The sequence below is a fragment of the Brachybacterium rhamnosum genome (assembly GCF_039526185.1).
Lineage (GTDB): Bacteria > Actinomycetota > Actinomycetes > Actinomycetales > Dermabacteraceae > Brachybacterium > Brachybacterium rhamnosum.
The window spans coordinates 433,847-457,143 of the sequence record NZ_BAAAIS010000002.1; the positions used below are offsets into that span (position 1 = coordinate 433,847).

Annotated in this window: 21 protein-coding genes; 13 read left to right on the forward strand and 8 right to left on the reverse strand. The window is 75.1% G+C overall.

Annotated elements, in window-relative coordinates; genetic code table 11:
* Positions 1-231 precede the first annotated feature (231 nt).
* Together ABD080_RS03915 and pdxH are read left to right on the forward strand one after the other, a co-directional pair.
* The gene (locus ABD080_RS03915; protein WP_137769240.1) at positions 232-531 is read left to right on the forward strand and encodes a hypothetical protein; all 300 of its coding nucleotides are present in this window, start codon (positions 232-234) and stop codon (positions 529-531) included.
* A gap of 10 nt (positions 532-541) precedes the next feature.
* On the forward strand, positions 542-1,219 hold the full coding sequence (pdxH, locus tag ABD080_RS03920) for a pyridoxamine 5'-phosphate oxidase (RefSeq protein ID WP_137769241.1): 678 nt from the start codon (positions 542-544) through the stop codon (positions 1,217-1,219).
* A 10-nt stretch (positions 1,220-1,229) separates the two neighbouring features.
* Here the strand turns inward: pdxH and ABD080_RS03925 are convergent, their stop codons facing one another.
* Entirely contained in the window at positions 1,230-1,760 is a 531-nt protein-coding gene (locus tag ABD080_RS03925) for a GNAT family N-acetyltransferase (RefSeq protein ID WP_343903708.1), read from the reverse strand.
* A 131-nt stretch (positions 1,761-1,891) separates the two neighbouring features.
* Here ABD080_RS03925 and ABD080_RS03930 point away from each other — a divergent pair, with 131 nt between their 5' ends.
* Entirely contained in the window at positions 1,892-2,341 is a 450-nt protein-coding gene (locus ABD080_RS03930; RefSeq protein WP_343903709.1) for an SRPBCC family protein, read from the forward strand.
* Between the two features lie 10 nt (positions 2,342-2,351).
* Here ABD080_RS03930 and ABD080_RS03935 read toward each other — a convergent pair whose 3' ends face one another.
* Both ABD080_RS03935 and ABD080_RS03940 read right to left on the reverse strand, forming a co-directional pair.
* Complete coding sequence (locus ABD080_RS03935) at positions 2,352-3,239, reverse strand: GH25 family lysozyme (protein ID WP_343903710.1); 888 nt, start codon at positions 3,237-3,239, stop codon at positions 2,352-2,354.
* 63 nt (positions 3,240-3,302) lie between these two features.
* The gene (locus tag ABD080_RS03940; RefSeq protein ID WP_343903711.1) at positions 3,303-4,040 is read right to left on the reverse strand and encodes a glutamine amidotransferase; all 738 of its coding nucleotides are present in this window, start codon (positions 4,038-4,040) and stop codon (positions 3,303-3,305) included.
* A gap of 86 nt (positions 4,041-4,126) precedes the next feature.
* Here ABD080_RS03940 and ABD080_RS03945 point away from each other — a divergent pair, with 86 nt between their 5' ends.
* A complete protein-coding gene (locus ABD080_RS03945) occupies positions 4,127-5,785 on the forward strand; it encodes a serine hydrolase domain-containing protein (RefSeq protein ID WP_343903712.1) in 1,659 nt (552 codons plus the stop codon).
* Positions 5,782-6,708: an aminoglycoside phosphotransferase family protein gene (locus tag ABD080_RS03950; RefSeq protein ID WP_137769247.1), complete on the forward strand. Its 927-nt coding sequence runs from the start codon at positions 5,782-5,784 to the stop codon at positions 6,706-6,708. Before ABD080_RS03945 ends, ABD080_RS03950 begins: the two co-directional genes overlap by 4 nt.
* A 1,488-nt stretch (positions 6,709-8,196) precedes the next feature.
* On the opposite strand, the gene ABD080_RS03955 is transcribed toward ABD080_RS03950, so the two are convergent.
* Positions 8,197-8,853, reverse strand: coding sequence for a GNAT family N-acetyltransferase (locus ABD080_RS03955; protein ID WP_137769249.1), 657 nt, complete (start codon positions 8,851-8,853; stop codon positions 8,197-8,199).
* A 65-nt stretch (positions 8,854-8,918) separates the two neighbouring features.
* Here ABD080_RS03955 and pcp point away from each other — a divergent pair, with 65 nt between their 5' ends.
* Positions 8,919-9,566, forward strand: a complete 648-nt coding sequence (gene pcp / locus ABD080_RS03960) for a pyroglutamyl-peptidase I (RefSeq protein ID WP_137769250.1) — start codon at positions 8,919-8,921, stop codon at positions 9,564-9,566.
* 494 nt (positions 9,567-10,060) lie between these two features.
* Here the strand turns inward: pcp and ABD080_RS03965 are convergent, their stop codons facing one another.
* Together ABD080_RS03965 and ABD080_RS03970 are read right to left on the reverse strand one after the other, a co-directional pair.
* The gene (locus tag ABD080_RS03965; protein WP_343903713.1) at positions 10,061-10,981 is read right to left on the reverse strand and encodes a rhomboid family intramembrane serine protease; all 921 of its coding nucleotides are present in this window, start codon (positions 10,979-10,981) and stop codon (positions 10,061-10,063) included.
* A 40-nt stretch (positions 10,982-11,021) separates the two neighbouring features.
* Complete coding sequence (locus ABD080_RS03970; protein ID WP_343903714.1) at positions 11,022-12,203, reverse strand: DNA glycosylase AlkZ-like family protein; 1,182 nt, start codon at positions 12,201-12,203, stop codon at positions 11,022-11,024.
* A gap of 135 nt (positions 12,204-12,338) precedes the next feature.
* Between ABD080_RS03970 and ABD080_RS03975 the strand changes: the two genes are divergently transcribed.
* Positions 12,339-14,357: an MMPL family transporter gene (locus tag ABD080_RS03975; protein WP_137769253.1), complete on the forward strand. Its 2,019-nt coding sequence runs from the start codon at positions 12,339-12,341 to the stop codon at positions 14,355-14,357.
* Positions 14,358-14,454: 97 nt separating this feature from the next.
* Complete coding sequence (locus ABD080_RS03980) at positions 14,455-15,213, forward strand: VIT1/CCC1 transporter family protein (RefSeq protein WP_343903715.1); 759 nt, start codon at positions 14,455-14,457, stop codon at positions 15,211-15,213.
* Positions 15,214-15,293: 80 nt separating this feature from the next.
* Here ABD080_RS03980 and ABD080_RS03985 read toward each other — a convergent pair whose 3' ends face one another.
* A complete protein-coding gene (locus ABD080_RS03985) occupies positions 15,294-15,830 on the reverse strand; it encodes a peptidylprolyl isomerase (protein ID WP_137769255.1) in 537 nt (178 codons plus the stop codon).
* Between the two features lie 203 nt (positions 15,831-16,033).
* Between ABD080_RS03985 and ABD080_RS03990 the strand changes: the two genes are divergently transcribed.
* The 5 genes from ABD080_RS03990 (at position 16,034) to ABD080_RS04010 (ending at position 22,282) form a co-directional block, all read left to right on the forward strand.
* Complete coding sequence (locus tag ABD080_RS03990; protein WP_137769256.1) at positions 16,034-16,801, forward strand: hypothetical protein; 768 nt, start codon at positions 16,034-16,036, stop codon at positions 16,799-16,801.
* Positions 16,802-16,818: 17 nt separating this feature from the next.
* Positions 16,819-17,385: a GNAT family N-acetyltransferase gene (locus tag ABD080_RS03995; RefSeq protein ID WP_137769257.1), complete on the forward strand. Its 567-nt coding sequence runs from the start codon at positions 16,819-16,821 to the stop codon at positions 17,383-17,385.
* 14 nt (positions 17,386-17,399) lie between these two features.
* Positions 17,400-18,311, forward strand: coding sequence for a tRNA glutamyl-Q(34) synthetase GluQRS (gene gluQRS, locus ABD080_RS04000; protein ID WP_343903716.1), 912 nt, complete (start codon positions 17,400-17,402; stop codon positions 18,309-18,311).
* An 86-nt stretch (positions 18,312-18,397) separates the two neighbouring features.
* Positions 18,398-21,487, forward strand: coding sequence for a YhgE/Pip family protein (locus ABD080_RS04005; RefSeq protein ID WP_343903717.1), 3,090 nt, complete (start codon positions 18,398-18,400; stop codon positions 21,485-21,487).
* A gap of 87 nt (positions 21,488-21,574) precedes the next feature.
* Positions 21,575-22,282, forward strand: coding sequence for a DsbA family oxidoreductase (locus ABD080_RS04010; protein ID WP_343903718.1), 708 nt, complete (start codon positions 21,575-21,577; stop codon positions 22,280-22,282).
* Positions 22,283-22,287: 5 nt separating this feature from the next.
* On the opposite strand, the gene ABD080_RS04015 is transcribed toward ABD080_RS04010, so the two are convergent.
* Entirely contained in the window at positions 22,288-23,235 is a 948-nt protein-coding gene (locus ABD080_RS04015) for a VOC family protein (protein WP_343903719.1), read from the reverse strand.
* Positions 23,236-23,297: the final 62 nt, after the last annotated feature.

Genomic DNA, 23,297 nt, shown 5'->3' on the forward strand with positions numbered 1-23,297 from the left:
GTCCCACGCCATCGGTGGTGGGGAACGCTAGCACCGGAGCGCGGCCCGGGAGACCGCGGCGGCGTCCTGCGGCACCTTGTTTCCGGATCGTGACGTCCTGTGGCCGTTCATGACATGCGGGCGAACGGGACGGGGTGGGACAGGGGCCGCCCCGGGATCAGACCCCGGGTGGAGCGGTCCGCCCCGCCGGGAGGACGCGACGACCGGGGCCGACGGCGGAGGGTGGGACCCATGAGAACCGCACGCATCGCCACCAGCCGCACCCCCACCCGCGACCAGGGCGCCCTGATCACCTACCGCCCGCTGCCCGAGTCCTACGGCGACGCCGCGCTGCTGCGCGCCGTGCGCCGCGCCCGCCGCCGCGCCGAGGCCGCGGGCCTGGACCCCTCGCTCGTCGAGGTCGACGTGGACGCGCTGCGCCCGGCCCGCCGGCCCCGGCGGGACCGGAGCACCTCCCGCGGCGGCGAGGTCCGGGGCGGCGGGGCCCACCCGCTCGGTGCGCTGCTGCAGCCCCGCCACCGGCACGCCTAGTATCCCGGGCATGACCGACCCGCTCGCCGACTCCCGCACGGACTACCTCGCCGGAGCCCTCGCCGACGACGCCCCGCCGAGCCCCTCCGCCCTGCTCGGCACCTGGATGCAGGAGGCGCTCGACCGGCACGAGCAGGAGGGCGACCTCCCCGACCCGACGGCCGCCGTGCTCTCCACCGTCGCGCTCGACGCGGACGGCTCCCCGCGGCCCCGCTCCCGGACCGTGCTTGTGAAGGGCCTCGGCGAGGACGGCGAAGCGCTCACCGCGACGCTGTACACGAACCGCGACTCCGCGAAGGGCCGCGAGCTGGCCGCCGTGCCGCGGGCGGCGCTGCTCCTGCCCTGGTACGCCCTGCAGCGGCAGGTGCGGATCGAGGGCACCGTCGCGCAGCTCGACGACGACGCCTCGGACGGCTACTTCGCGCGCCGCCCGCGCGCCTCGCAGCTCGGCGCCTGGGCCTCCCGGCAGTCCGCGCCGATCGCCTCGCGCGCGGAGCTCGAGGCGCAGCTCGCGGAGGCCGCCGCGCGCTTCGAGGGGACCGACGTGCCGCGCCCGCCCTTCTGGGGCGGCTACCGGATCACCGCGGAGCGCGTGGAGTTCTGGCAGGGCCGCTCGGGCCGCCTCCACGACCGGATCGCCTACGAGCGCGGGGCGGGCGGCTGGACGCGGGAGCGCCTGCAGCCCTGAGCGCGGCCCCTCAGATCCCGAAGGCGGTCGGATAGCCGACGAGGCCCTGCGGCACCGGGCGCGCCGGGGCGAGGGCCAGGGACATGAACGCCTCGGGCGGGACGTCGAACGGGGCGAGCACCCCGGCATCGGCCGCAGGGGTGAAGCCGAAGCGCGGGTAGTACTCGGCGTGCCCGAGCACGACGACGAGGTTCTCCCCGCCCTGCTCCGCCCGCCGGGTCGCCGCGGCGAGCGCCGCCCGGATCGCGGCGCTCCCGGCGCCCTGCCGCTGGTGCGCGGGCACCACGGCGCAGGGCGCGAGGGCGAGCGCCGGCTCCCCGCCCACGGTGCAGCGGGTGAGCAGCGCATGCGCGAGGACGGCTCCGTCCTCGCCGGTGGCGACAAGAGACAGTTCGGGGATCCAGGCGGCGTCGTCGGCCCGCAGCGCGTCCACGAGGTCCGCCTCCTCCGCGGTGGGGAAGGCGGCGAGGAGCATCTCCCGGATCGCCGCGGCGTCACGGGGATCGGCAGGGTCCTCGGGGCGCGTGGTCCAGCTGCTCATACGCTCACGCTACCGGCGCGCGTTCTCATCACGACGCGGGGGTGAAGCCTCGGCGACACCTGCTCGAACACCTGTCGACGCCTCCCCGTCGCCCCTCGCCGCGCCCCGGGGGCGCCCCTAGTGTCGGAGCCATGGAGACCGAGCTCGAGCCCACGCCCCCCGGCCTCACCCGCGACGCCGGCTGGCAGCTCGGGGTGCGCCGCACCGTCCCCGCGCACGTCGACGAGGTGTGGCGGGGCCTGCTCTCCGAGTGGCTCCCCGCCTGGCTGGGCGTCGACTCCGTCCCGCAGATGGTCGGGGCCCCGCTGCGCAGCGGCGGTTCGCTGCACGGGCGGATCGTCGGCTGCCACGTGGGCCGCCGGGTGCGGGTGCGCTGGACGCCGCGCACCCTCGACCACGAGACCGTCTTCCAGGTGACGCTGCAGGAGGCCGGCGAGGGCACGGTGCTCGCCGTCCATCAGGAGCGGCTGCTGGGCGCGGCGGAGCGGCAGGCGCTGCTCGAGCACTGGACGACGATGCTCGACGCGCTCGTGGTGCAGCTGCGCGCCGAGCGCAAGACCAGCCAGGACCTGCGCGGCTGACCCTCCGCGCCTAGCCCTCCGCGGCCGGGGCGTGGGTGAGCGCCCCCTCGCCGTCGGCGATCTCGGCGTGCTCGCGCAGCGACTCGATCCGGGCCACGTCCATGTCGACGCGGCCGTCGATGCCGGCGACCTTCCCGTCGAACCGCAGCTGCCACAGCGACCAGTCCTCCTGGTCGGGGCGGCCGGAGTCGGAGAACAGCCAGTCGGGGCGCGCGTCGGTGACGGGCAGCCCGTAGTGGCGGCGCCAGTCGCTCGAGGAGTAGATGACGAGCCTCCGGCCCCATGCCTTCTCGACCGCCGCGGTGAAGGCGTCGATCTCGCGCTGGGCGTCCTCCGCCGAGGGGCGCTCCTCGCAAGCGCCGTCGAACTCGAGGTCCAGGGCCGGCGGGAGCGCGGCATCGTCCGGCGGGGCGGCGGCGAGGAAGTCCCGTGCCTGGTCCGCGCCAGGCGAGCACAGGGTGAAGTAGTGGTACGCGCCGGGCGTCACCCCGGCGGCGCGGGCGCCCGCCCAGTTCTCCGCGAAGCGCGAGTCGGTGAATCCGGCGCCCTCGGTGGCCTTGATGTACGCGAAGCCGATCCCGTCCCCGGCGACGGCCTGCCAGTCGATCTCGCCCTGGTGCGCGGAGACGTCCACGCCGAGCACCTCGTCCTCGCCGAGCTCGAGGTCGCCGGGGAGCTGCGCGAGGGCGGCGGCGTCCTGCGCGGTGGCGGGGACGGTCATGGCGGCATCGTCGGCCGTGTAGGGGACGGGGACGCTCGCCGCCTCCTCGTCACCGCCGCGAAGCGCGCCGACGACCAGCCGGGTGCATCCGCCGACGAGGACCAGGCCGACGACGGCCACGATCGCCGCGGCGATCTGCCGACGCCGCCGGACCTGCTCGCGAGTGAACCGGGGCACGGGTCGACGCTACCCGAGGTCAGGGCCTCGATCGGGGACCCTGTGGGCACGGACAGGATGGTCTCAGCGGGCGAAGTGCTCCGCGAAGCCGCGCAGCAGCAGCGGCGCCTCGTCCGCGTGCTGCTGGCCGAGGGCCCCGAAGAGCTCGTCCATCTGCTCCGGGTCGAAGTAGCCGTGCTCCTGGTAGCGGGCCGCGCGCTCGAGCAGCAGCGGCACGTCCATCTCGGGATGGAACTGGGTCGCGTACTGGCGGGTGCCGATGCGGAACATCTGCACGGGGCACGCCTCGCCCGTGGCCAGCACCGTCGCCGCGGGAGGCAGGGTGTGCACGGCCTCCTTGTGGCCGACGAGCCCGGTGAACACCGGCGGCAGCCCCGCGGCGCGCACGAGCGGATCGGCGAGGCCCTCCTCGGTGAGCGCCACCTCCACGGCGGAGAGCTCCTCGCCGTAGGTGCGGTCGATCCGCGCGCCCTGGTGGGTGCCGAGCGCGCCCACGCCGTAGCAGGCGCCGAGGAAGGGCAGGTCCTGCGCGATGACCTGGTCGAGCACCGAGAACAGCTTCGGCTCGGTCGCGAGCTCGAGCGCGGACTTCGTCTCGGCGGGCTCGGAGACGGTGAAGGGGCTGCCGGCGAGGATGACACCGGAGACCTCGTCCGCGCGGAGCACGGGGGCCTCCTCCTTCTCCAGGCGCACGCGGCGCAGGTCCCGCTCGTCGAGGCCGGTGAAGCGGAGCACGGACTCGTGCTCGCGCTCGGCGACGTCGTCCTCGGGGCGGGTGGAGATCAGCACGAACGGTTTCACGGAAGAATGCTAGACCCGACGGCGGCATGCCCCGCCCCGCCGCCGTCCCGCCTGCTGACCCACCCCCCGCGCCGAAGGAGCCCGCCGTGCCGGAGAGCACCCCTCCGTCCCTCTCCCCCGCCCCCGAGGGCACGACCGCACCGTCCCTGAGCAGGGACGCCGTGCGGGACGTCGCCGCGATCCTCCCCGGCTGGCTGGAGACCGTGCGCCACCTGCACCGGCAGTCCGGCATCCAGGCGGCGATCTGGCACGACGGCGAGCTCGTCGCCGAGGTCGCCGTGGGCCCGGCGGACGCCGAGGCCGGCATCGACCTGCTGCCCACGCACCGCCTGCGCATCGCCTCGCACTCCAAGACGATGACCACGCTCGCCGTGCTCCGGCTCGCCGAGGAGGGCGCGCTGCGCCTGGACGACACGCTCGGCGCGCACGTCCCCGAGCTCGCCGGCTCCCCCGTCGCCGCCGCGACCCTCCGCGACCTGCTCGCCCATGCGGCGGGACTGTCCCGCGACAGCGCCGACGCCCGCTGGTGGCGGCTCGGACGCCCCTTCCCCGACCGCGAGCAGCTGCTCGCCATCGCCCGCACCGAGCCCCTCGCGGCCCCCGCCGGCACGCACCTGCAGTACTCGAACATCGGCTACGGGCTCGTGGGGCTCGTCATCGAGGCAGTGACCGGGGAGGACTTCGCCGCAGCCGTCACCCGCCTCGTGATCGAGCCGCTCGGCGTCGAGGACATCGGCCCGGACCTCCCCGCGGACGCCCCCGGCCCCGAGACGCCCCACGGCTTCGCGCCCGGGCACACCTCGCTGCTCCACGGACCGCGGCGGATCGTCGAGCAGGTCCCCACCGGCGCGCTCGCCGCCGCGACCGGCTTCTGGGCGACGGCCGGCGCGATCGCGACCGTCGCGGGCCGCGCCCTCACCACCGACGCGCTGCTGGGGGAGGACGCCCGGCGCGCCATGCGGCGGCGCGTGTGGACCGTCGCCGAGGGGCGGCACTACGCGCTGGGCCTGCAGCAGGGACGCCTGCACGGCTTCGAGGCCGTCGGCCACTCCGGCGGGTTCCCCACCGGCCTGTCCCGTACCTGGGCGGTGCCCGCGGAGCGCCTCGCCGTCTCCGTGATCGGCACCGCCGTGGACGCCCCCGCCTCGGAGATCGCGGCGGGGCTGCTGGGCCTGCTCGCCCTCGCCGCGGGCCGGCCCGCCCCGCAGGCCGACGCGGCCGAGGCGCCCGGCGCGCAGGGCGGCGGAGGCTCGGGCCGGCCGCGCCCGCTCCCGCTCGCCGAGCAGGAGGACGCCGAGCAGGAGGGTGTCGGGTCCCTCACCGCCGGGGAGGTCGCCGATCTCGCGGCCGGGACCTACGACTCGCTGTGGGGCCGCACCCGGGTGGCGCGCCTGGGCGGGCGGCTCTTCGCGCTCGACGACGCGGCCTTCGACCCCGCCGCGGGGGCCCTCGAGCTCGCGACCGCGGGCGGCGCGGCGGACCCGTACGAGCCCGGCGCGCGCACGATCGCGCTGCGCACCTGGGGAGATCCGGGCTACGGCACCTGGGCGGAGCCGATCCTCGTGCGGCTCGAGACGGTGGACGGGCCCGGTCCGGGAGAAGGCACCGACGGCGCCCCGACGCTCCGCTGCCGCGGCCTGATCCGCAGCGGCCAGCTGCATACAGCGAGCGCCGAGTTCACGATGCCGGAGCGCGTCACCCGGCCCGAGGAGGGGCAGGGGCCACCTGGGGAGGGACGCCGATGAGCCCGTCGGAGCTGCTCGTGCTGGGCAGGCCGCTGCCGCCGCTGCTCGCCGCGAACACCCACGCCCCGGTGGCCGCCTGGCGCGAGGGCCTGCCCACGCTCGTGCCCGCCGCGCTCGAGGAGTGGTCGCTGAGCGCCGGGGATCCGTACCTCCCGGGCGGCTCCGCCTCCTGGGTCGCGCCCGTGCGGGACGCCGAGGGCAGGCGTCTGGTGCTCAAGGTGACCATGTCCCATGACGAGGCCCGGGACGAGGCCGCCGGGATGACCGCCTGGCAGGGGCACGGCGCCGCGACGGTGCTGCGCAGCGAGGAGCGGGGCTCGACGACCCTGCTGCTCATGGAGGAGGTGCGCCCGGGGACGCCGCTCGCCGAGCTCCCCGATCCCGCCGCGCAGGACGAGGCGTTCGCCGCACTCGTCACGCGGCTCCACGTCCCTGCGCCGACGGGCGGCCCGTTCCGCCCCCTCGCCGACATGTGCGCGTGGTGGGCGGACGAGGCGCAGGAGCGCCTGGACCGCATGCCCGGCCTGCTCCCCGCGCACCTGGTGGCCCAGGGACTCCGCCTCTTCCGCGAGCTGCCCCGGGAGTGGGACGGCGAGCCGGTGCTGCTCGCGACCGACCTGCACCCCCACAACATCCTGCGGCGCGAGCACGGTGGGACGGGCGAGGACGGCGACTGGGTGCTCATCGACCCCAAGCCCTACGTGGGCGATCCGCACTACGACCTGCTGCAGTACCTGCTGAACCACGAGCAGCGTCTGCTCACGGACCCCTCGGGACTGGTGAGGGATCTGGCGCGGCGCACGGGTCTGGACCCGCACCGCGCTCGGGACTGGATGTTCGCCCGCTGTGTCCAGGAGGCCGGCGAGATGGACTCGGCCGCGGAGATCGCCCTGCGCCTCGCGGAGGAGGAGGGGGCGGGCTGAGCTGAGGAGATGAGCTGAGCCCGACCCCACGCGCAGGCGCCGTGAACCGCGTGGGCGTGGTGGTGCGCCGGGCGAGGCTCGCGCTCGTCCACGTGACCTGGTGCCCGGCGCCGGCATCCACGACTCCGTGCTCGTCGGGCTCCCGCTCGACCGACACCGCGTCCTCCTCCTTCCGCTGGCAGCGTGCGCACAGGCCCTCCCCGTTGGCGAGGGTGGTCGGGCCGCCGGCGGCGACGGGCAGGATGTGGTCGTACTGCCGCACGGGGGCGTCGCAGAACGGGGCCCGGCAGGTCGTGTCCCGCCAGTGGAGGAACCGCCGCATCGACCTCGGGAACAGCCGCGCCCGGGACTCGCCCGCCACCAGCTCCCCCGTGACCGGATGGGTGAACAGCCGCCGTAGCAGGGCGCCGCGCTCGGTCCCCTCGGCGAGCGCCTCCCGCAGGGGTCCCCGGAGGGCATCGGCGGGGACCGCCCCGTAGCCCTCGATGTGCGCGACGTCCCCGAGGTCCGGCGAGAGCAGCGCCCGTTCGGTGATGATCACGCCGACGTCCAGCACGACGGGATCCATGGCGTCCTCGCGGCCCAGCAGGGTGGCGACCAGGGACTGCGCCATGATCCGGCCGTGACCGCGACGGTCGCCCTGGGCGCGCAGACCCTCCGCCTCGAGGGAGAGGCGCTTGCGGATCGCGGCGGCCTCGAGACCGGGCAGCCGGGCGGAGAGGGTCGCCATGCCGTGCTCGCCCGGCGTGACGCGCACGTGCTGCTCGTCGAGCGCGCGGGCGTGCCGCCAGCCCGCGGCGAGCGGCTCGATCTGCTCCACGAGCGTGGAGATCTCGCGCCGCCAGCGGCGGTGCCCGGCACCGTTGAGGTACGGCGCACGCTCGGCGAGGGCCGCGTCGAGGTCGCGCCGCTGCTCCGGCTCCAGCACCCGGGCCACGGTCGCGGCGTCCCCGGCCACGCGGGCGGTCACGGCGCCGGAGCCGAGGGCATGGAGCATCTGCGGCATGTCCTCGACCAGGCGGCGCGCCGAAGCGAGCGACAGCGCGGCCTGCGCCGGGGAGCTGCGCAGGATCATCGAGGCGTCGCGCACGGCCGCCCGTTCGGCCCCCGCGGCGACCGCCTCGAGGTCCGGATCTCCCGCGCCCTCCTCCTCCCGCGCCGCGCGCTCCCGGGCCTCCGCGAGCCGCTCACGCCGCAGGGCGTCCGCATGGATCACGCGGGCGCGCACGTCGAGCGCGTCGAGCCGGGCGCGGACCTGCGCGGAGGCCCCGAGCAGCTGCGCCGCCCCGGCGGAGGTCATCCCCGCGGCGACGTCGGGCAGGGGGGACCCCAGGGTGTGGGCGAGGTCCACGAGGACCTCGGACACGGGCTGCACAGGAGTGGTCATGCCCCCATCCCACGCCGGGCGGGAAGGGGAGCAAAGCACGCTCCACGAACTGTGGACCAGGAGGCGATGGGGAGGAACGATCGCGCCGCCCGAGCCCGCCCTCAGGCGCCGAGCAGCGCCCGCAGCTCCGGACCGACCCCCTCGACCTCCACCTCGACGGCGGGGCGCACGACGGTCCCGGGCGTGACGACGAAACGCTGCAGGGTGAGGGCGCGGCCGTCCTCCGCCGTCACCTGGGTGCCGTTGTCGACGTACCCGCACGCCCGCGAGACGCCGAAGGAGCGGTCGTTGCCGAGCACCGCGGAGGACTCCGCGCGCACCGCGCCCAGGTGGTCGAAGGCGAGCACGAGCATCGCCTGCCGCATGAGCTTGCCGTAGCCCCTGCCGTGCTGGTCGAGGGTGAGCCACGAGCCGGAGCCCACGGTGCGCCGCACGGCGAAGTCCCTGGCCGCGAGGTCCTGGCAGCCGATCATCTCGTCCCCGGCCCACACGCCGAGCGGCAGCGACCAGTCCTCGGCGCTCAGCTGGGCGCGCAGCCGCCACTGGAAGCGCACGGCCTCGCGCACCCGGGCGTCCGGGTCCACCGCGTACCAGGGGAAGACCAGGTCGGACTGCGGGTCCTCGAAGATCGGCCGACGCAGCAGCGCCGTGTACTCCTCGAGGTCCGCGTCGCGCAGCACCCGCAGCGTGAGGTCACCGGCGCGCACGGAGAGCGCGAAGGGCGGGTGGAGGAGGGCGAGGGCGTCCGGCTGCGTCATCGCGCCAGGTTACGGACCTCGGCCCCGGGCGGCGAACGGATTCCGGTCCCGGCTACGGTGCCGTCATGAGCTCCTCCCCCGCGTCCCCCGCCTCTCCCGACTCCCCTGTTCTCCTCACGGGCTTCGCGCCCTTCGACGGGGCCGCGAGCAACCCCTCCTGGGAGGCCGTGCAGGAGGCGGCCGCGCAGCTGCGCGGGCGCGGCGTCGCGGTCGAGGCGCGGGAGCTGCCGGTGGTCTTCGACCGTGCGGGGGACCTGCTCGCCGCCGCGATCGAGGAGCTCGCACCGCGGCTCGTCATCGCCGTCGGGCTCGCCGACGGCCGCGCCGCGATCACCCCCGAGCGGGTCGCGATCAACGTGCGTGACGCGCGCATCGCCGACGAGTCCGGGGCCGCGCCGGTGGACGAGCCGGTCGTCGCTGGCGGGCCCGTCGGCCGCTTCTCGACGCTGCCGATCAAGGCGATGGTCGCCGCGGCGGCCGCGACCGGCGTCCCGGCCGCCGTCTCGCAGACCGCCGGCACCTTCGTGTGCAACGACGTCTTCTACCGGGTCCTCGAGGCGCTCGAGGGGACCGGGGTGCGGGGCGGCTTCGTCCACGTCCCCGCGGCCCGCACGGTGCCCGTGCCGCAGGCCGCGAGGGCGCTCGTCGCGATGGTCGAGACCGCCCTGTCCACGACGGTGGATCTTCACCGCAGCGGCGGCGCCGTCCACTGAGGAGGGGTCCTCGAGGGGTGATCGTCCACACCCGCACCAGTTGTCCACAATCTTCTCCACAGTGGTGGACGAATGACAGACCTGTAGTTCCGCAGGTGCGGCGGCTGGGGACGACGACGGCCGGGCGTGTCGCGATCAGGGTGGTGCATCGTCCGTCCACAACCCCGACAGGGAGCGGCTTGACAGGGCGCCGAACACGGTCCTGGCAGGTCACGGGCCCATTCCAGGCACAAACCCTGAAGTTCCGCTTGATGGTCCGAGAGCTGCCGAGGCAGGCGGGATCACATCGGTGACGCTGTGGAGGAACGGATCGAGGGCGGTGAGGGCGACCCGGGGGGCCGTTTGTCCCCACCGTCCGTCCACAACGGAGGCCCGTTCGTCCACACTCTCAGCCGGTCATCCCCCGACCTCGCGCAGTTGTCCACAATCGTGTCCACACTCTGGGGATAGTCACACCGTTGTAATTCCCCAGGTGGCCGGGAGAGGGCCCGCGCTCAGGCGATCGCGCTGACCATCGCGACGCGCACGATGACGAGCAGCACGCACACGAGCACACCTGCACCGATCACCGCGGCGTGCACGAAGGCGGAGCGCCGCGCGATCGAGGCGCGGTCCGCGACGGGGCTGAGCTTGGGGCGCAGGGCGAACATCGTCGCGGTGAGCGCACCGCCCATGACGAGGCCGCCCAGGTGCCCCTGCCACGAGATCCCGGGGTTGAGGAAGGTGACGGCGAGGTTCAGGCCGATCAGCACAAGGATCTGCGCGACCTGCCCGCCGAGCTTGCGGTTCACCACGAACATGGCCGCGAACAGGCCGAACACGCCGCCGCTCGCCCCCACGGTGCCGCTGTACCAGGACTGCGAGAGCGGGTCCGTCAGCATCAGCACGGCCGTGTGGCCCGCGAGGATCGAGACGAGGTAGACCGCGGCGAAGCGGGCGCGGCCCATGGTGCGCTCGAGGTACTGCCCGCACACGTACAGCGCCCACATGTTCAGGGCGAGATGCAGGATCCCGCCGTGCAGGAAGCCGGACGTGAGGAAGGTCCACGGCATGGCGATCGCGCGGAACGGGGCGAACATCGCCCACTGCTCGACGAGCCCGCCGGAGAGCGCCTGACCGGCGTAGGCGAGCACGCACAGCGCCATGATCGTGTAGGTGACGATCGGGGTCTGCGGGCCCATCCGGCCGCCGAGGGCGTTGCGCGGGCGGGTCTGCGCCTGCTGGCGCTCCACGTCGCGGGCGCAGTCCACGCACAGCACGCCCACGGAGGTGGGCCGCTGGCAGTCGGGGCAGGCGGGACGGTCGCACCGCTTGCACCGCACGTAGCTCACCCGATCGGGGTGGCGGGGGCAGACGGGCTGGTCCTGCGGCTGCGAGGCATCATCGGCGCTGTAGCCGTAGGTCGGTCGCTCCATGGAGACATTCTCCACGAGCGGCCTGGACGCGGAGTGGGCCTCAGCCGCCGACGGCCGGGAAGCGCTCGTGGAGCCGCGTGAAGCGCGTGAGCTGCGGAGCGGTGAGCGGCGTGAGCTCCTCGATCTCGAGCCGGCGCCGGGCGCCGCTGCCCGCCCGCCTCCAGGTCCCCACGATCTCGCCGCGTCGGATCGCCGGCCGACGGAACACCCCGTTGCCGCCGGGCACGAGCGCCTCCACGCGCGCCTCGTCCCCGAGGAATCCGCGGTCCCGGTAGCCGAGCACGAGCTCGTCGAAGCCGGGCAGCAGCAGCTCGGCCATCGCCTCCTTCTCCCGCTCGGCGTACTCCTCGACGAGGCCGGCGCGGAACCAGCGCCGCTCCCCGTCCCCGCCGCGCGCGTCCTCGGCGCGGGCGTGGAGGCGGCCGTCGCGGTCCGCGTAGCCGCTCTCGAGCTCGCGCGTGGCCGCGGGCCAGGCCGCGCGGATCTCGCCGAGGGTGAGCTTGCTCCACCAGGCGAGGTCGCGCTCGGTCACGGGGCCACGGCTCGTGACGTACCGGCGGGCGAGCTCCGCGACCGCGGCGACCCGGTCCCCGCCGAAGGCGCCCTCGAGGTCGCTGCCCGCGGGCAGCCAGCGCCGCGCGAGGACGACGGCGGTGTCCCCGTCCCGCCAGGGCCCGTAGGCGGCGACGCCGAGCGCGACGAGGTGGGAGAGCAGGTGGTAGCCGCGGCCCTTCGCGGTCGCGAGGCCCGCCGCCTCCCATGCCGCGAGGAGCTCCGCGCGGGGCACGCCGCGGCCCGTCCCGGGAGAGGAGCGCGGCCCCGCGACCTCCTCGAGCACCGCGCGGGCGCGGTCCACCTGGTCCTGGTCGAGGCCGAGCGCGGGGCGCCGCGCGACCTGGGCGCGCAGGGGCCCCGCGGCGCACAGCTCCGTGATCCAGGCGAGGGAGTCCGCGGCGACCACGAAGACGGTGCCGCGCATGGGGTAGCCGCGCACGATCTCGCCGCGGTCGAAGGCGTCGAGCACCTGCTGCACGGCGGCCGTCCCGGTCCGGGCGCGCGGCGCGCGGCTGCGCAGGGCGAGGGAGGAGACGGCGCCGGGGAGGTCCTGCCCCTGGTGGGCGGCGAAGGAGCGCGCGACCTCGACCGGGGTGGGCGGGGCCCCGTCGGGGGCGAGGAGCCCCTGGGCGAGCAGGCGGGCTCCGACGAGGTGGCGCGGGGTCATGCCCGGAGGCTACCCGCGGCGCCTCGCGCGCACCCCGTCACAGGGCGGATCCATCGAAGGATTGATCCGCTCCGACCTGCACGTTCCTAGCCTCGAAGGGTCGCTTCACCGCTCGCTCGCCCCGGAGGTCCCCTCGTGTCCCGTCTGCTCACCGGCCGCCGCTCCGCCCCCGTGCTGGTCGGCCTGTTCCTGCTGCTCGCCCTCGCGGCGATCGGCCTGCTCAAGGGCTCCGGCCCGGTCGCGGGCATGGACGCCGTCCCCGACTCCTTCGAGTCCTCCCGCGCGGCGGCGCTCGTCGCCGAGGCGGACGCCGACGGCCGCGACCAGCTGCTCGTGGTCCTCTCGCGGGCCGACGGCGGCGAGCTCACCAGCGAGGACGCCGCGGACGTCGAGACCCTCCGGACCGCCCTCGCCGAGGAGACCGGCGCCGAGGCCCTCGGCCCGATGCCGTCGGAGGACGGGAAGGCAGATCTCCTCGTCGCCTCGATCCCCTCGGACGCGTCGAAGGACGCCGCCGATGCCCAGGTGGAGGAGCTGCGCACCCTCGCCGGCTCCACGGCCCCGGAGTCCCTGAGCGTCGAGATCACGGGCGGCCCGGCCGTCGCGGCCGACGTGCGCGGCGCCTTCGCCGGGGCGAACTTCACGCTGCTCGCCGTGACCATCGCGGTGGTCGCCGTGCTGCTCCTGCTCACCTACCGCTCCCCCGTGCTGTGGATCCTGCCGCTCGCGGTGGTGGGTCTCGCCGAGCGCGTCACGATGGGCCTGCTCGACGTGCTCGGTGAGCGTGCCTCCCTGGCCTTCGACGCGGGCGTGGTGAGCGTGCTGGTGTTCGGCGCGGGCACGAACTACGCGCTGCTGCTCATCTCCCGCTACCGCGAGGAGCTGCACCGGCACGAGGACCACCGCGCGGCTCTCGCGGCCGCCTGGCGCGGCACCGTGCCCGCGATCCTCGCCTCGAACGCGACGGTCGTCATCGCCCTGCTGAGCCTGCTGCTCGCCGTCATGCCCGCCGCTCGCGGCATCGGCATCGCCGCCGCCTGCGGCCTGGTCATCTCCCTGGTCGCGGTGCTGTTCCCGCTCACGGCGCTGCTCGCCGTGGCCGGCCGCCGGGTGTTCTGGCCGCTCGTGCCCCGCCCCTCCGACGAGGCCCCCGACGCCGCCCCGCACGGGGTCTTCGCCCGTGCGGCCCGCGGCGTGGTGCGCCGCCCTCTGATCAGCGTGCTCGGCAGCCTGCTCGTGCTCGGCGTGCTCTCCACGGGCCTGATCGGCATGCGGGTGGGTCTCGCGCAGGACGAGCAGTTCGCGACCGCGACCGAGGCGCAGGCCGGCTTCGACACCCTCGCCGCGCACTACGGCGCCGGCCAGGGATCCCCGCACACGGTCGTCGTGCCCACCGCGGAGCTGGACGCGGTGACGACGGCCGCCGAGGGCTCCGCGGGCGTCGTGAGCGTCTCCCCCACCGGGACGACGCCCGAGGACAGCACCGTGCTCAGCGTCGTCGGCACGGCGTCGCCGGGCTCCGCCGCGGCGCTCACCGAGGTGCGGGAGCTGCGCGCCGCGGTGCACGGGGTCGCTCCGGACGCCCTCGTGGGCGGGCCGAGCGCCGAGGCGCTCGACGTGCGCGAGGCGTCCTTCCGGGATCTCGCCGTGGTCGCCCCGGCGATCCTGCTGGTGGTGCTCGTGGTCCTCGCGCTGCTGGTCCGGGCCCTGGTCGCGCCCGTGCTGCTCATGCTCGTGAACCTCCTCAGCGCGGTGGCCTCGATCGGCCTCGGGCTGGGGGTGGGGCGCGCGCTGCTCGGCGTGGAGGCGCTCGACGTCACGGTCCCGCTGCTCGCCTTCCTGTTCCTCGTGGCGCTCGGCGTGGACTACACGATGTTCCTCGTCCACCGCGCCCGGCACGAGGCCGCCGGGCACGGCACGGCGGAGGGCATGGTGCGGGCGGTCGGCGCGACGGGCGTGGTCATCACGAGCGCGGGTGTGGTGCTCGCCGCAGTGTTCGCGGCGCTCGGCGTGCTGCCGCTCGTGGTGCTCGGTCAGCTGGGGCTGATCGTGGGGCTCGGGGTGCTGCTGGACACCGTGCTCGTGAGGACCGTGCTGGTGCCGGCCCTGTTCGCGCTCGTCGGCGATCGGATGTGGTGGCCCTCGCGGCCCTGAGCGCCGAGTGCATTCCGCACCGACGGAGTGATCATCGCAGGCCAGGGCAGGCTTACCTTGCTTGTCTGGACCGAGTCCAGATAACTACTCTGTCCACATGAGCCTCGTCGACAACATCCGCCCCCTCGGCGCCGCGCATCCCGCCGGCCCCACCTCCACCGCGCAGGCCGACGAGCGCTCCCGGCGCGCCGGCCGTCTGAACCGGCTGCGCGCCGGGGTGCTCGGCGCGAACGACGGCATCGTCTCCGTCGCCGGCCTCGCCGTGGGCGTCGCCGGCGCCACCACGGACACCCGCTGGCTGCTCATCGCGGGCCTCGCCTCGCTCGTCGCGGGCGCCCTGTCCATGGCGATGGGCGAGTACGTCTCGGTCTCGACCCAGCGGGACACCGAGCGCGCCCTCATCGCCCGCACCCGCCGCGACCTCGCCGCGCAGCCCGAGGTCGAGCACCGCGCCCTCGTCTCCGCGCTCGAGGACACCGGCATCCCGTCGGACGTCGTCGAGCCCGTGGCCCGCTCGATGGAGCGCCACGACGCGCTCGAGGCGCACACGCGCTTCCGTCACGGCGTCGAGGACGACGCGGTCGCCTCGCCCGTCGGGGCGGCGCTCGCCTCGCTCGTCTCCTTCACCCTGGGCGGGGTGGTGCCGCTCGCGGCGATCCTGCTGACCCCGCCCGCGCTGCGCCTGCCGGCGACGCTCGCCGCGGTCGTGCTCGCCCTCGCCGCCCTCGGCGTGGTCAGCGCCCGCCTCGGCGAGGCGGACGCCCGCCGCGCGACCGTCCGCACCATCATCGGCGGCGTGCTCGCCCTGCTCGTCACCTACGGACTGGGCTCCGCCCTCGGCGTCGCGATCGGCTGACCCAGCGGGAGGAGACGGCAGCACAGAAGAGCAGCGGCCCGCCCCCTTCCCCAGGGACGGGCCGCTGCAGTCTCAGTATGTCACCTCTCGACGGTGACCTTCTCGATGACGACGTCCTCGAGGGGACGGTCGCGCATGTCGGTGCGCACGGAGCCGATCTCGTCGACGACCTTCTTCGACTCGTCGTCCGCGACGACGCCGAACACGGTGTGCTTGCCCTGCAGGTGCGGGGTGGGGCCGACGGTGATGAAGAACTGCGAGCCGTTGGTGCCCGCGGGCTGGCCGGTGATCGCGTTGCGGCGCTTGCCGGCGTTGGCCATGGCGAGCACGTAGGGCTCGTTGAAGTTCTTCTCGGAGATCTCGTCGTCGAAGGTGTAGCCCGGGCCGCCGGTGCCGGTGCCCAGGGGGTCGCCGCCCTGGATCATGAAGCCGGAGATGATGCGGTGGAAGACGACGCCGTCGTAGAAGGGGCGCGTCACCTTCTCGCCGGACTCGGCGTCCGTGAACTCCTTGGTGCCCTCGGCGAGGCCCACGAAGTTCTCGACGGTCTTCGGCGCGTGGTCCGGGAACAGCTCGAGGCGGACGTCCCCGTGGTTGGTGTGCAGAGTTGCGAACATGCGCGCAATCCTCGCACACGGGCGGCGCCGGGCGCGGGGTCGACCGTCGGGTCGGAATCCCCTGGGAGCCCCGTCACCCCCGCGCGTTAGAGTTGTGGCACACGGGCCGCGTCACCCCGGGAGATCCTCGGATCCCCCGGCGGATCACGGCCCAGGGACCACCGTCGGCCCGACCCGGCGGATACACCGAAAGGGGAACGACCATGGCGCTGACCACCAAGCGTGAGGCCAAGAAGGCCGAGAAGCACGCCCAGAAGGCCGCCGATGCCGTGTCCGGCACCGGCCAGAAGGCGGAGCAGGCCGTCCAGGAGCTGCAGAAGCTGGCCGCGCAGGCCGGCCCCGTCGCCTCCGAGGCGGCCCGCGAGGCGCGCGCCCGCGCGACCGAGCTCTACGGGCAGTACGCCCCCGCCGTCGAGGAGCGCCTCCGCGCCCAGGGCGACAAGCTCTCCCAGAACCTCGGGCCCCGTGCGGACAAGCTCGTCCAGGACGTGCAGGAGGACTACCTCCCCCGTGCGCGCCGGACCGCCGAGACCACCGGCACCGTGCTCAAGGCCGCCGTGGACGCGGCCCGCAAGGAGCTCGCCACCGGCCAGGACGACATCAAGGCCGCCGCCCTCACCGCCCCGGCCCCCGTGAAGAAGAACCGCGCCGGCAAGGTGCTGCTCGTGCTGGGCCTGGCCGCCGCCGGCGCCGCCGCGGGCTACATCGCCTGGAAGAAGACCCGCCCCGTCGAGGACCCCTGGGCCCCGCCGGCGGACTTCGCCCGCGCGCACTACCCCGCCTCCGCCGGGGACGACTCCGACTCCTCGACCGTCTCCGACACCGTCGGCGCGGCCGACGCCGGCGACGTCGCCTCCTCGCTCAAGGGCGACTCCCACGGCGCGGACACCACGCCCAAGGAGGTCAAGGTCGAGTCCGCGGACTCCACCGAGGCCGAGGAGAAGCGCGGCAACCACCGCGGCGACGCCTGAGCGTCCCGATCGCAGCCATGAACGGCGCGGCACCCCCGTCCCCGGACGGTGAGGGCCGCGCCGTTCTGCGCACCCCGCGCCTGCGGCTCCCGCTCGTCACCGAGCAGGACCTCGAGGAGCTCTGGCGCCTGCACTCCGATCCCGCCGCCTTCCTCCACGACTCCACGGCCCCGCTCACCGCGAAGGGCCAGATGGCCTGGGTGCTGCGGCAGTGGGTGGCGCACGCCGAGTCCGGCGGGGCGGCCGGGTACCGCCGCGTGCTCCCGGCGGGCGGCGGGGACCTGCTGGGGATCGTGGGCCTCGCCCCGCTCGACTCAGCCGCCGGCCCGCTGCTGAGCGCCTACTGGAGGCTGCACCCCGCGGCGCAAGGGCAGGGTCTCGCGACGGAGGCCCTGCGCGCCGTGCTCGGCATGCTGCGCCCCGGGGATCCCGAGGTGGTCGCGGTGACCGCCGCCCGCAACGCCCCCTCCCTCGCCCTCGCCCGCCGGCTCGGCTTCCGCCCCGGCCGGCCCGGGCGCGAGGTGCCGGGCGGCCGCGCCGGGGACGTGCTGCTCGTCCTCGATCGCCCCGCGGCCCGCGGCTGACGGAGACTGGGGCCATGACCGCACTCCCTCCGGCCGGGCGCTACGCCCCCTCCCCGAGCGGCGACCTGCACCTGGGGAACCTGCGCACCGCGATCCTCGCCTGGGCCCTCGCCCGCGGGACCGGCCGCGCCTTCCGTCTGCGCGTCGAGGACCTCGACCGCGTGCGCGAGGGCGCGGAGGCCCGCCAGCTCGAGGACCTCGCCGCCGTGGGCCTGGACCATGACGGCGAGATCGTGCGGCAGTCGGAGCGCGGCGACGCCCACGCCGCCGCGATCGCGGAGCTCACCACGCGGGGCCTCGTCTACGAGTGCTACTGCACCCGCCGCGAGATCCTCGAGGCGCCGAGCGCCCCGCACGCCCCGCCCGGCGCTTATCCCGGGACCTGCCGCGACCTCACCGCGCGCGAGCGGGAGGCAGGACGGGAGCGCATGCGCGCGCTGCGCCGCGAGCCCGCGCTGCGGCTGCGCGCGGAGGTGAGCACCTGGAGCGTGCGGGACCGCTTCGCCGGGGAGGTCACCGGGGCCGTCGACGACCTCGTGCTGCGCCGCGGCGACGGGGTGGTCGCCTACAACCTCGCCGTGGTCGTCGACGACGCCGCGCAGGGCGTGGACCAGGTCGTCCGCGCCGACGACCTGCTCTCCTCCGCCCCGCGGCAGGCGCACCTCGCCCAGCTGCTGGGACTTCCCGTGCCCGAGTACGCGCACGTGCCGCTCGCCGTGAACGCCCTCGGGGAGCGCCTCGCGAAGCGGGACGGCGCGGTCACCCTCCGTGACCGCCTCGCGCTCGGCGAGAGCGCGGAGCAGGTGGTCGAGCGGATCGGGGAGTCGCTGGGCCTGCCCGGATGCCGGAGCGCGCGCGACGTGCTCGAGCGCTGGGACCCGCGGAGCCTGCCGTCGGAGCCGTGGGTCGTGGACCTGCCCGCCTGACCTCGGACGACGCACCCCGGAGTTCGGCCCGCCACAGTGCGACCCGGGCGCTTCCCGATCTCGATACATGAATGTATCGTGGCCGCGTGCACCGAATCTCCTCCGCGCTGCGCGCATTCGTCGACCTCTTCCCCTCCGAGTGGAAGAAGCCCATCGCGGCTCTCTTCGTCACCGGGCTCGCCCTGGTGCCGCTCATCTATGCCGGGAACCTCACCTGGTCCTTCTCCGACCCCTCGGGCCGGATGGACGGGATCACCGCGGCCGTCGTCGACCTCGACGAGGGCGCGACCTCGACCTCCACGGACGGCACGAAGACCCAGCTGCACGTCGGCGAGGACTTCACCGAGGAGGTGCTCGACATCGACAAGAACACCTCCTTCCGCTTCGTCGAGGTGAGCGAGGCGGAGGCGAAGCGCGGGCTCGAGGACGGCACCTACGGCGCGACCGTCGTGATCCCGAAGGACTTCTCGGCGAACGTGGCCTCGCTGGGCGGCGACGCGGAGGACGCCGCCCCCGCGCTGCTCACGGTCACCACGAACGACACGATCAACTACGTGGGCGGCAACTTCTCGAAGTCCGTGGGCGCGGCCCTCACCGACACGCTGCGCACGAGCGTGCTCGACGAGTACCTCGACAACGTCTACATCGGCTTCACCTCGATCCACGACGGCCTGGGGGACGCCGTCGACGGCTCCGGCGACCTCGAGGACGGCGCGACCGAGCTGACCGACGGCGCCGGTGACCTCACCGACGGCGCGACCACCCTCGACGAGGGCGCGACCGAGCTGCACGACGGCACCGGCCAGCTGGCCGACGGCGCCGACACCCTCGCCGACGGCACCGCGCAGCTCGCCGACGGCTCCTACGACCTCGTCGTGGGCCTCGACCAGCTCACCGCGGGCGCCGTGACCCTGCACGACGGCACCGCGACCCTCGACGCGGGCGCCCAGCAGCTCTCCGCCGGGCTCGACACCCTCGACTCGAAGCGCACCACGCTCCAGGACGGCGCCGACTCCCTCGCGAGCGGCACCTCGCAGATCGCGGACGGCGCGAGCTCCCTCGCCGACGGCGCCTCCCAGGTGGCCGACGGCACCGCGCAGCTCGACCGGACGATCACCGACGCCCGCGACAAAGCGAAGGACCTCGGCATCACCGAGGACTCCGTGGACCAGGCGAGCCAGGACCTGCAGGACGGCATCTCCGCCCTCCAGCAGGCCGTCGAGGACGCCGGCACCGCGCTCGACGCCCCCGCCACGGACTCCACGACCCTCTCCGACGCCGCGACCGCCCTCGACGACACGGCGACCTCCGCCGACGACGCCGCCCAGGCCCTCGCGCAGGACACCGCGGACGGCTCCGAGGACGCCACGACGATCCGCGACGGCGCCTCGAGCATCCAGGACGAGATCGGCAACCTCACCGACGCCGCCGCGAGCGCCGCCGACGCGGCCTCGACGGCGAAGGACAGCGCCGCGACCTCCGACGACGCCGTGCAGACCTACACCGGCAGCGTCGACGACCTCGCCGCGACGTGCGAGGACTCCGGGGCCGACGAGGCCTTCTGCTCGCAGCTCTCCGAGGTCGCGGGCACCTCCGGCGACACCCGCGACGCCTCCTCCACCGCCCTCGAGGACGCGAAGGCCGCGGACACCGCCGCCGGGGACGCCGCCTCCGCCGGCACCGACGTCTCCGACACCGCGGACTCCGTGGCCGAGGCCGCGGACCGGGTGGGCACCACGCTCGACGACCTCGCCACGACCACCTCGACCGTCGCCGACGGCACCTCGAAGGTCGCCGACGCGACCGGTTCCCTCGCCGAGGACGCCTCCTCCCTCGAGGACACCATCACGAGCGCCCGCCAGGACGCCCGCGACGCCGCCGCGGCCGCGACCGGCTCGGACCAGGACACCTCCACCGCGGACCTCGCCTCCCGGCTCGCCCAGCAGGCGAAGGACGCCGCCGCGGCCCTGCCGGACGCCTACGACACGCTCTCCCAGGGCGCGGACGACGTGGACCGCCTCAACGACGGGGCCCAGCAGGTCTCCGACGGCGCGGACCTCCTCGCCGAGTCCACCCGCACCGCGGCCGACGGCGCCGCGACCCTCTCCTCCGGGATCGGCCAGTACACCGACGGCGTCTCCACCGCGGGCGACGGCGCGGACCAGCTCGCCGCCGGCACAGGGAAGCTCGAGAGCGGCAGCGCGCAGCTCGTGAGCGGCCTGTACTCCGCGGACTCGGGCGCCCGCACCCTCGCGAGCGGCCTCTCCCAGGGGCAGACCGGCGCGGAGAAGCTCGCCGCGGCCGCGCACCAGGTCGACTCCGGCGCCGGCCAGCTCGAGGACGGCACGGGCCAGCTCGTGGACGGCTCCGAGAAGCTCGAGGACGGCGCCCAGCAGCTGCAGGACGGCTCCGGCGAGCTGCACGACGGCCTCGTCGACGCCCAGGACGAGGTCCCCTCGTACACCGACACGGAGCGCGCGGACCTCACCGACGCCGCCTCGGACCCCGTGCAGATGGACTTCGTGCGCGACCACGGCCTGGACCGCTTCGGCGAGGGCCTCGCCCCGCTGTTCCTGGGCATCGGCCTCTGGGTGGGCGGCATGTCGATCTTCCTCATGATGCCGCCGTTCTCCCGCGAGGCCGCGGCCAAGGGGGCGGGCGCCCTGAAGCTGCTCGTGGGCGGTCTCGTGCCCTCCTTCGCCCTCGCCCTCGTGCAGACGGCGATCACGGTCGCGGTGCTCCACCTCGCGATCGACATCACCGCGGTGCACCTCCTGCAGTTCACCCTCATGGCGGCCCTGACGAGCATCGTCTTCGTGGGCCTGAACCACGGGTTCGGCGCCCTGTTCGGACCGATCGGCAAGTTCGTGGCGCTCGTGCTCATCGCCCTCCAGGTGGCGGGGGCCGGTGGCACCTACCCCGTCGGCACGCTGCCGCAGTTCTTCCAGACGATCCACCCGTTCCTGCCGATGACCCACGCGGTGGACGCGTTCCGCGGCACGATCGGCGGCGGCTGGGTGGACCCGGTCGGGGACATCACCTGGCTGTGCGGCTGGCTCGTGCTCGCGCTCGTGCTCGGCTTCCTGGGCGCGCGGAAGCTGCGCCGCGAGGTCGACGCCGACGGCGCGGAGGACCCGGAGGACGCACCGTCGGACGCGGAGCCCGCGGCCGCCTGACCGCCTCCTCGGGATGATCTTCGGGTCCCCGGGCGTTGTGCCCGGGGACCGCGGGCACCGCCCGCACCCCACGGAACGGACGGACCGATGACCGCAGCAGCCCCCACCCCCGCCACCCCCACGCCGCTGTTCGGCATCGACGTCTGGACCGACGTCGTGTGCCCCTGGTGCTACGTGGGCGAGGCGCGCCTGCTCGAGGCGATCGAGGCGGAGGGGCTCACGGGACGCGTCACGCTGCGCGCCCACTCCTTCGAGCTCGACCCCACCGCGCCCACCGGCTCCACGGAGGACAACGTCACGGGCCTCGCCCGCCGCAAGGGCATCCCCGTGGAGAAGGTGCGCGAGATGGAGGCGCAGATCGGCGACCTCTCCCGCGAGGTGGGCCGCGAGTACGTCTCCCCGCGCCCCATGGGCAACACGCGCGGCGTGCACCGGGTCCTGCAGGCCGTCCAGGAGGCGCGCGGCGCGGAGGTCGCCACGGAGTTCTTCCTCGAGCTCCAGCGCGGGCACTTCACCGACACGGTGAACCCCTTCGACGAGGAGGTCGTCGTCACCCGTGCGATCGCCGCGGGCCTCGCGGAGGCCGACGCGCGCGCCGCCTGGGCGGGCACCACGCATGACGACGCGGTCGAGGAGGACGTGCGCGAGGCCGTGTCGATGGGGGCGCGGGGCGTGCCCTTCTTCCTCTTCGACGACCGCTACACCGCGCCCGGCGCGCTGCCCACCGAGACCTTCCGGCAGGCGCTGCGCCAGATCGCGGCGGAGGCCGAGGAGCGTGCCTCGACGGAGGCCTGAGCCTCTCAGCGGGCGAGGACCTGCTCGGCGCTCGTGCCGGGCAGGCTCACCGTGACGGGGGTGCCCCAGGGGTCGGTGAGGCGCACCGAGCGGCCGTCGTCGGCGAGCGGCAGGGCGGCGGCGCGGGCCCGGGCGACGAGCGCGTCGAGGTCCTCGCGGCCGGGCACGGTGATGGCGACATCGGCCAGGCCCAGGCTCGTGGCGCGCGGCCCGGCGCCGCGGCTGTTCCACGAGTTCATGGCGACGTGGTGGTGGTAGCCGCCCGCGGCGGCGAAGAGCGCGCCGGGGTGCGAGCCCACGGTGACCTCGAAGCCGAGCGCGTCGATGTAGAAGGCCCGCGCGGCCTGCACGTCCCCCACCTGCAGGTGCACGTGGCCGACGATCCCGGGCAGCGCGCCGGGCTCGCCGGCGGTGCCCTCGGTGAGGTGCTGCTCGAGGTAGGCGTTCGGGTCGAGGTACAGGGTGTCCATCGCGACCTGGCCGTCCTTCCAGGTCCACTCCGCGCGGGGGCGGTCGCGGTACAGCTCGATGCCGTTGCCCTCGGGGTCCGCGAAGTAGAAGGCCTCGGAGACGAGGTGGTCGCCGCTGCCCGCGAAGCGCGAGCGGGGGTCCTGGGCGGCGCGCAGGAGGGTGCCGGCGAGGGAGGCCTCGTCCTCGAAGAGGAAGGCGGTGTGGAACAGCCCGGCCTCGCCGCGGCCGGGCACGGGCAGCCCGGGGGTGGAGACGAGCCGCACGAAGGGCACGTCGCCGCGGCCCAGCACGCGGTGGACCTCGCCGCCGGTGCGGGCGGTCTCCTCGATCGGGGCGAGGGCGAGGGCGTCCGCGTAGTAGGAGCTCATGAGCTCGAGGTCGCCCACGCGGAGGGTGACGGCGTCCATCGCGAGATCGGCGGAGAGGTGCTGCTCGTCCACGGGGGTGACAGCGGTGGCGGGGGTGACAGGGGTGGGTGCCATGAGGGGTCGGTCCTTCCGGGGCGGTGCGGCGATGGCCCCAGCATGCACCCTTTTGGTTGACG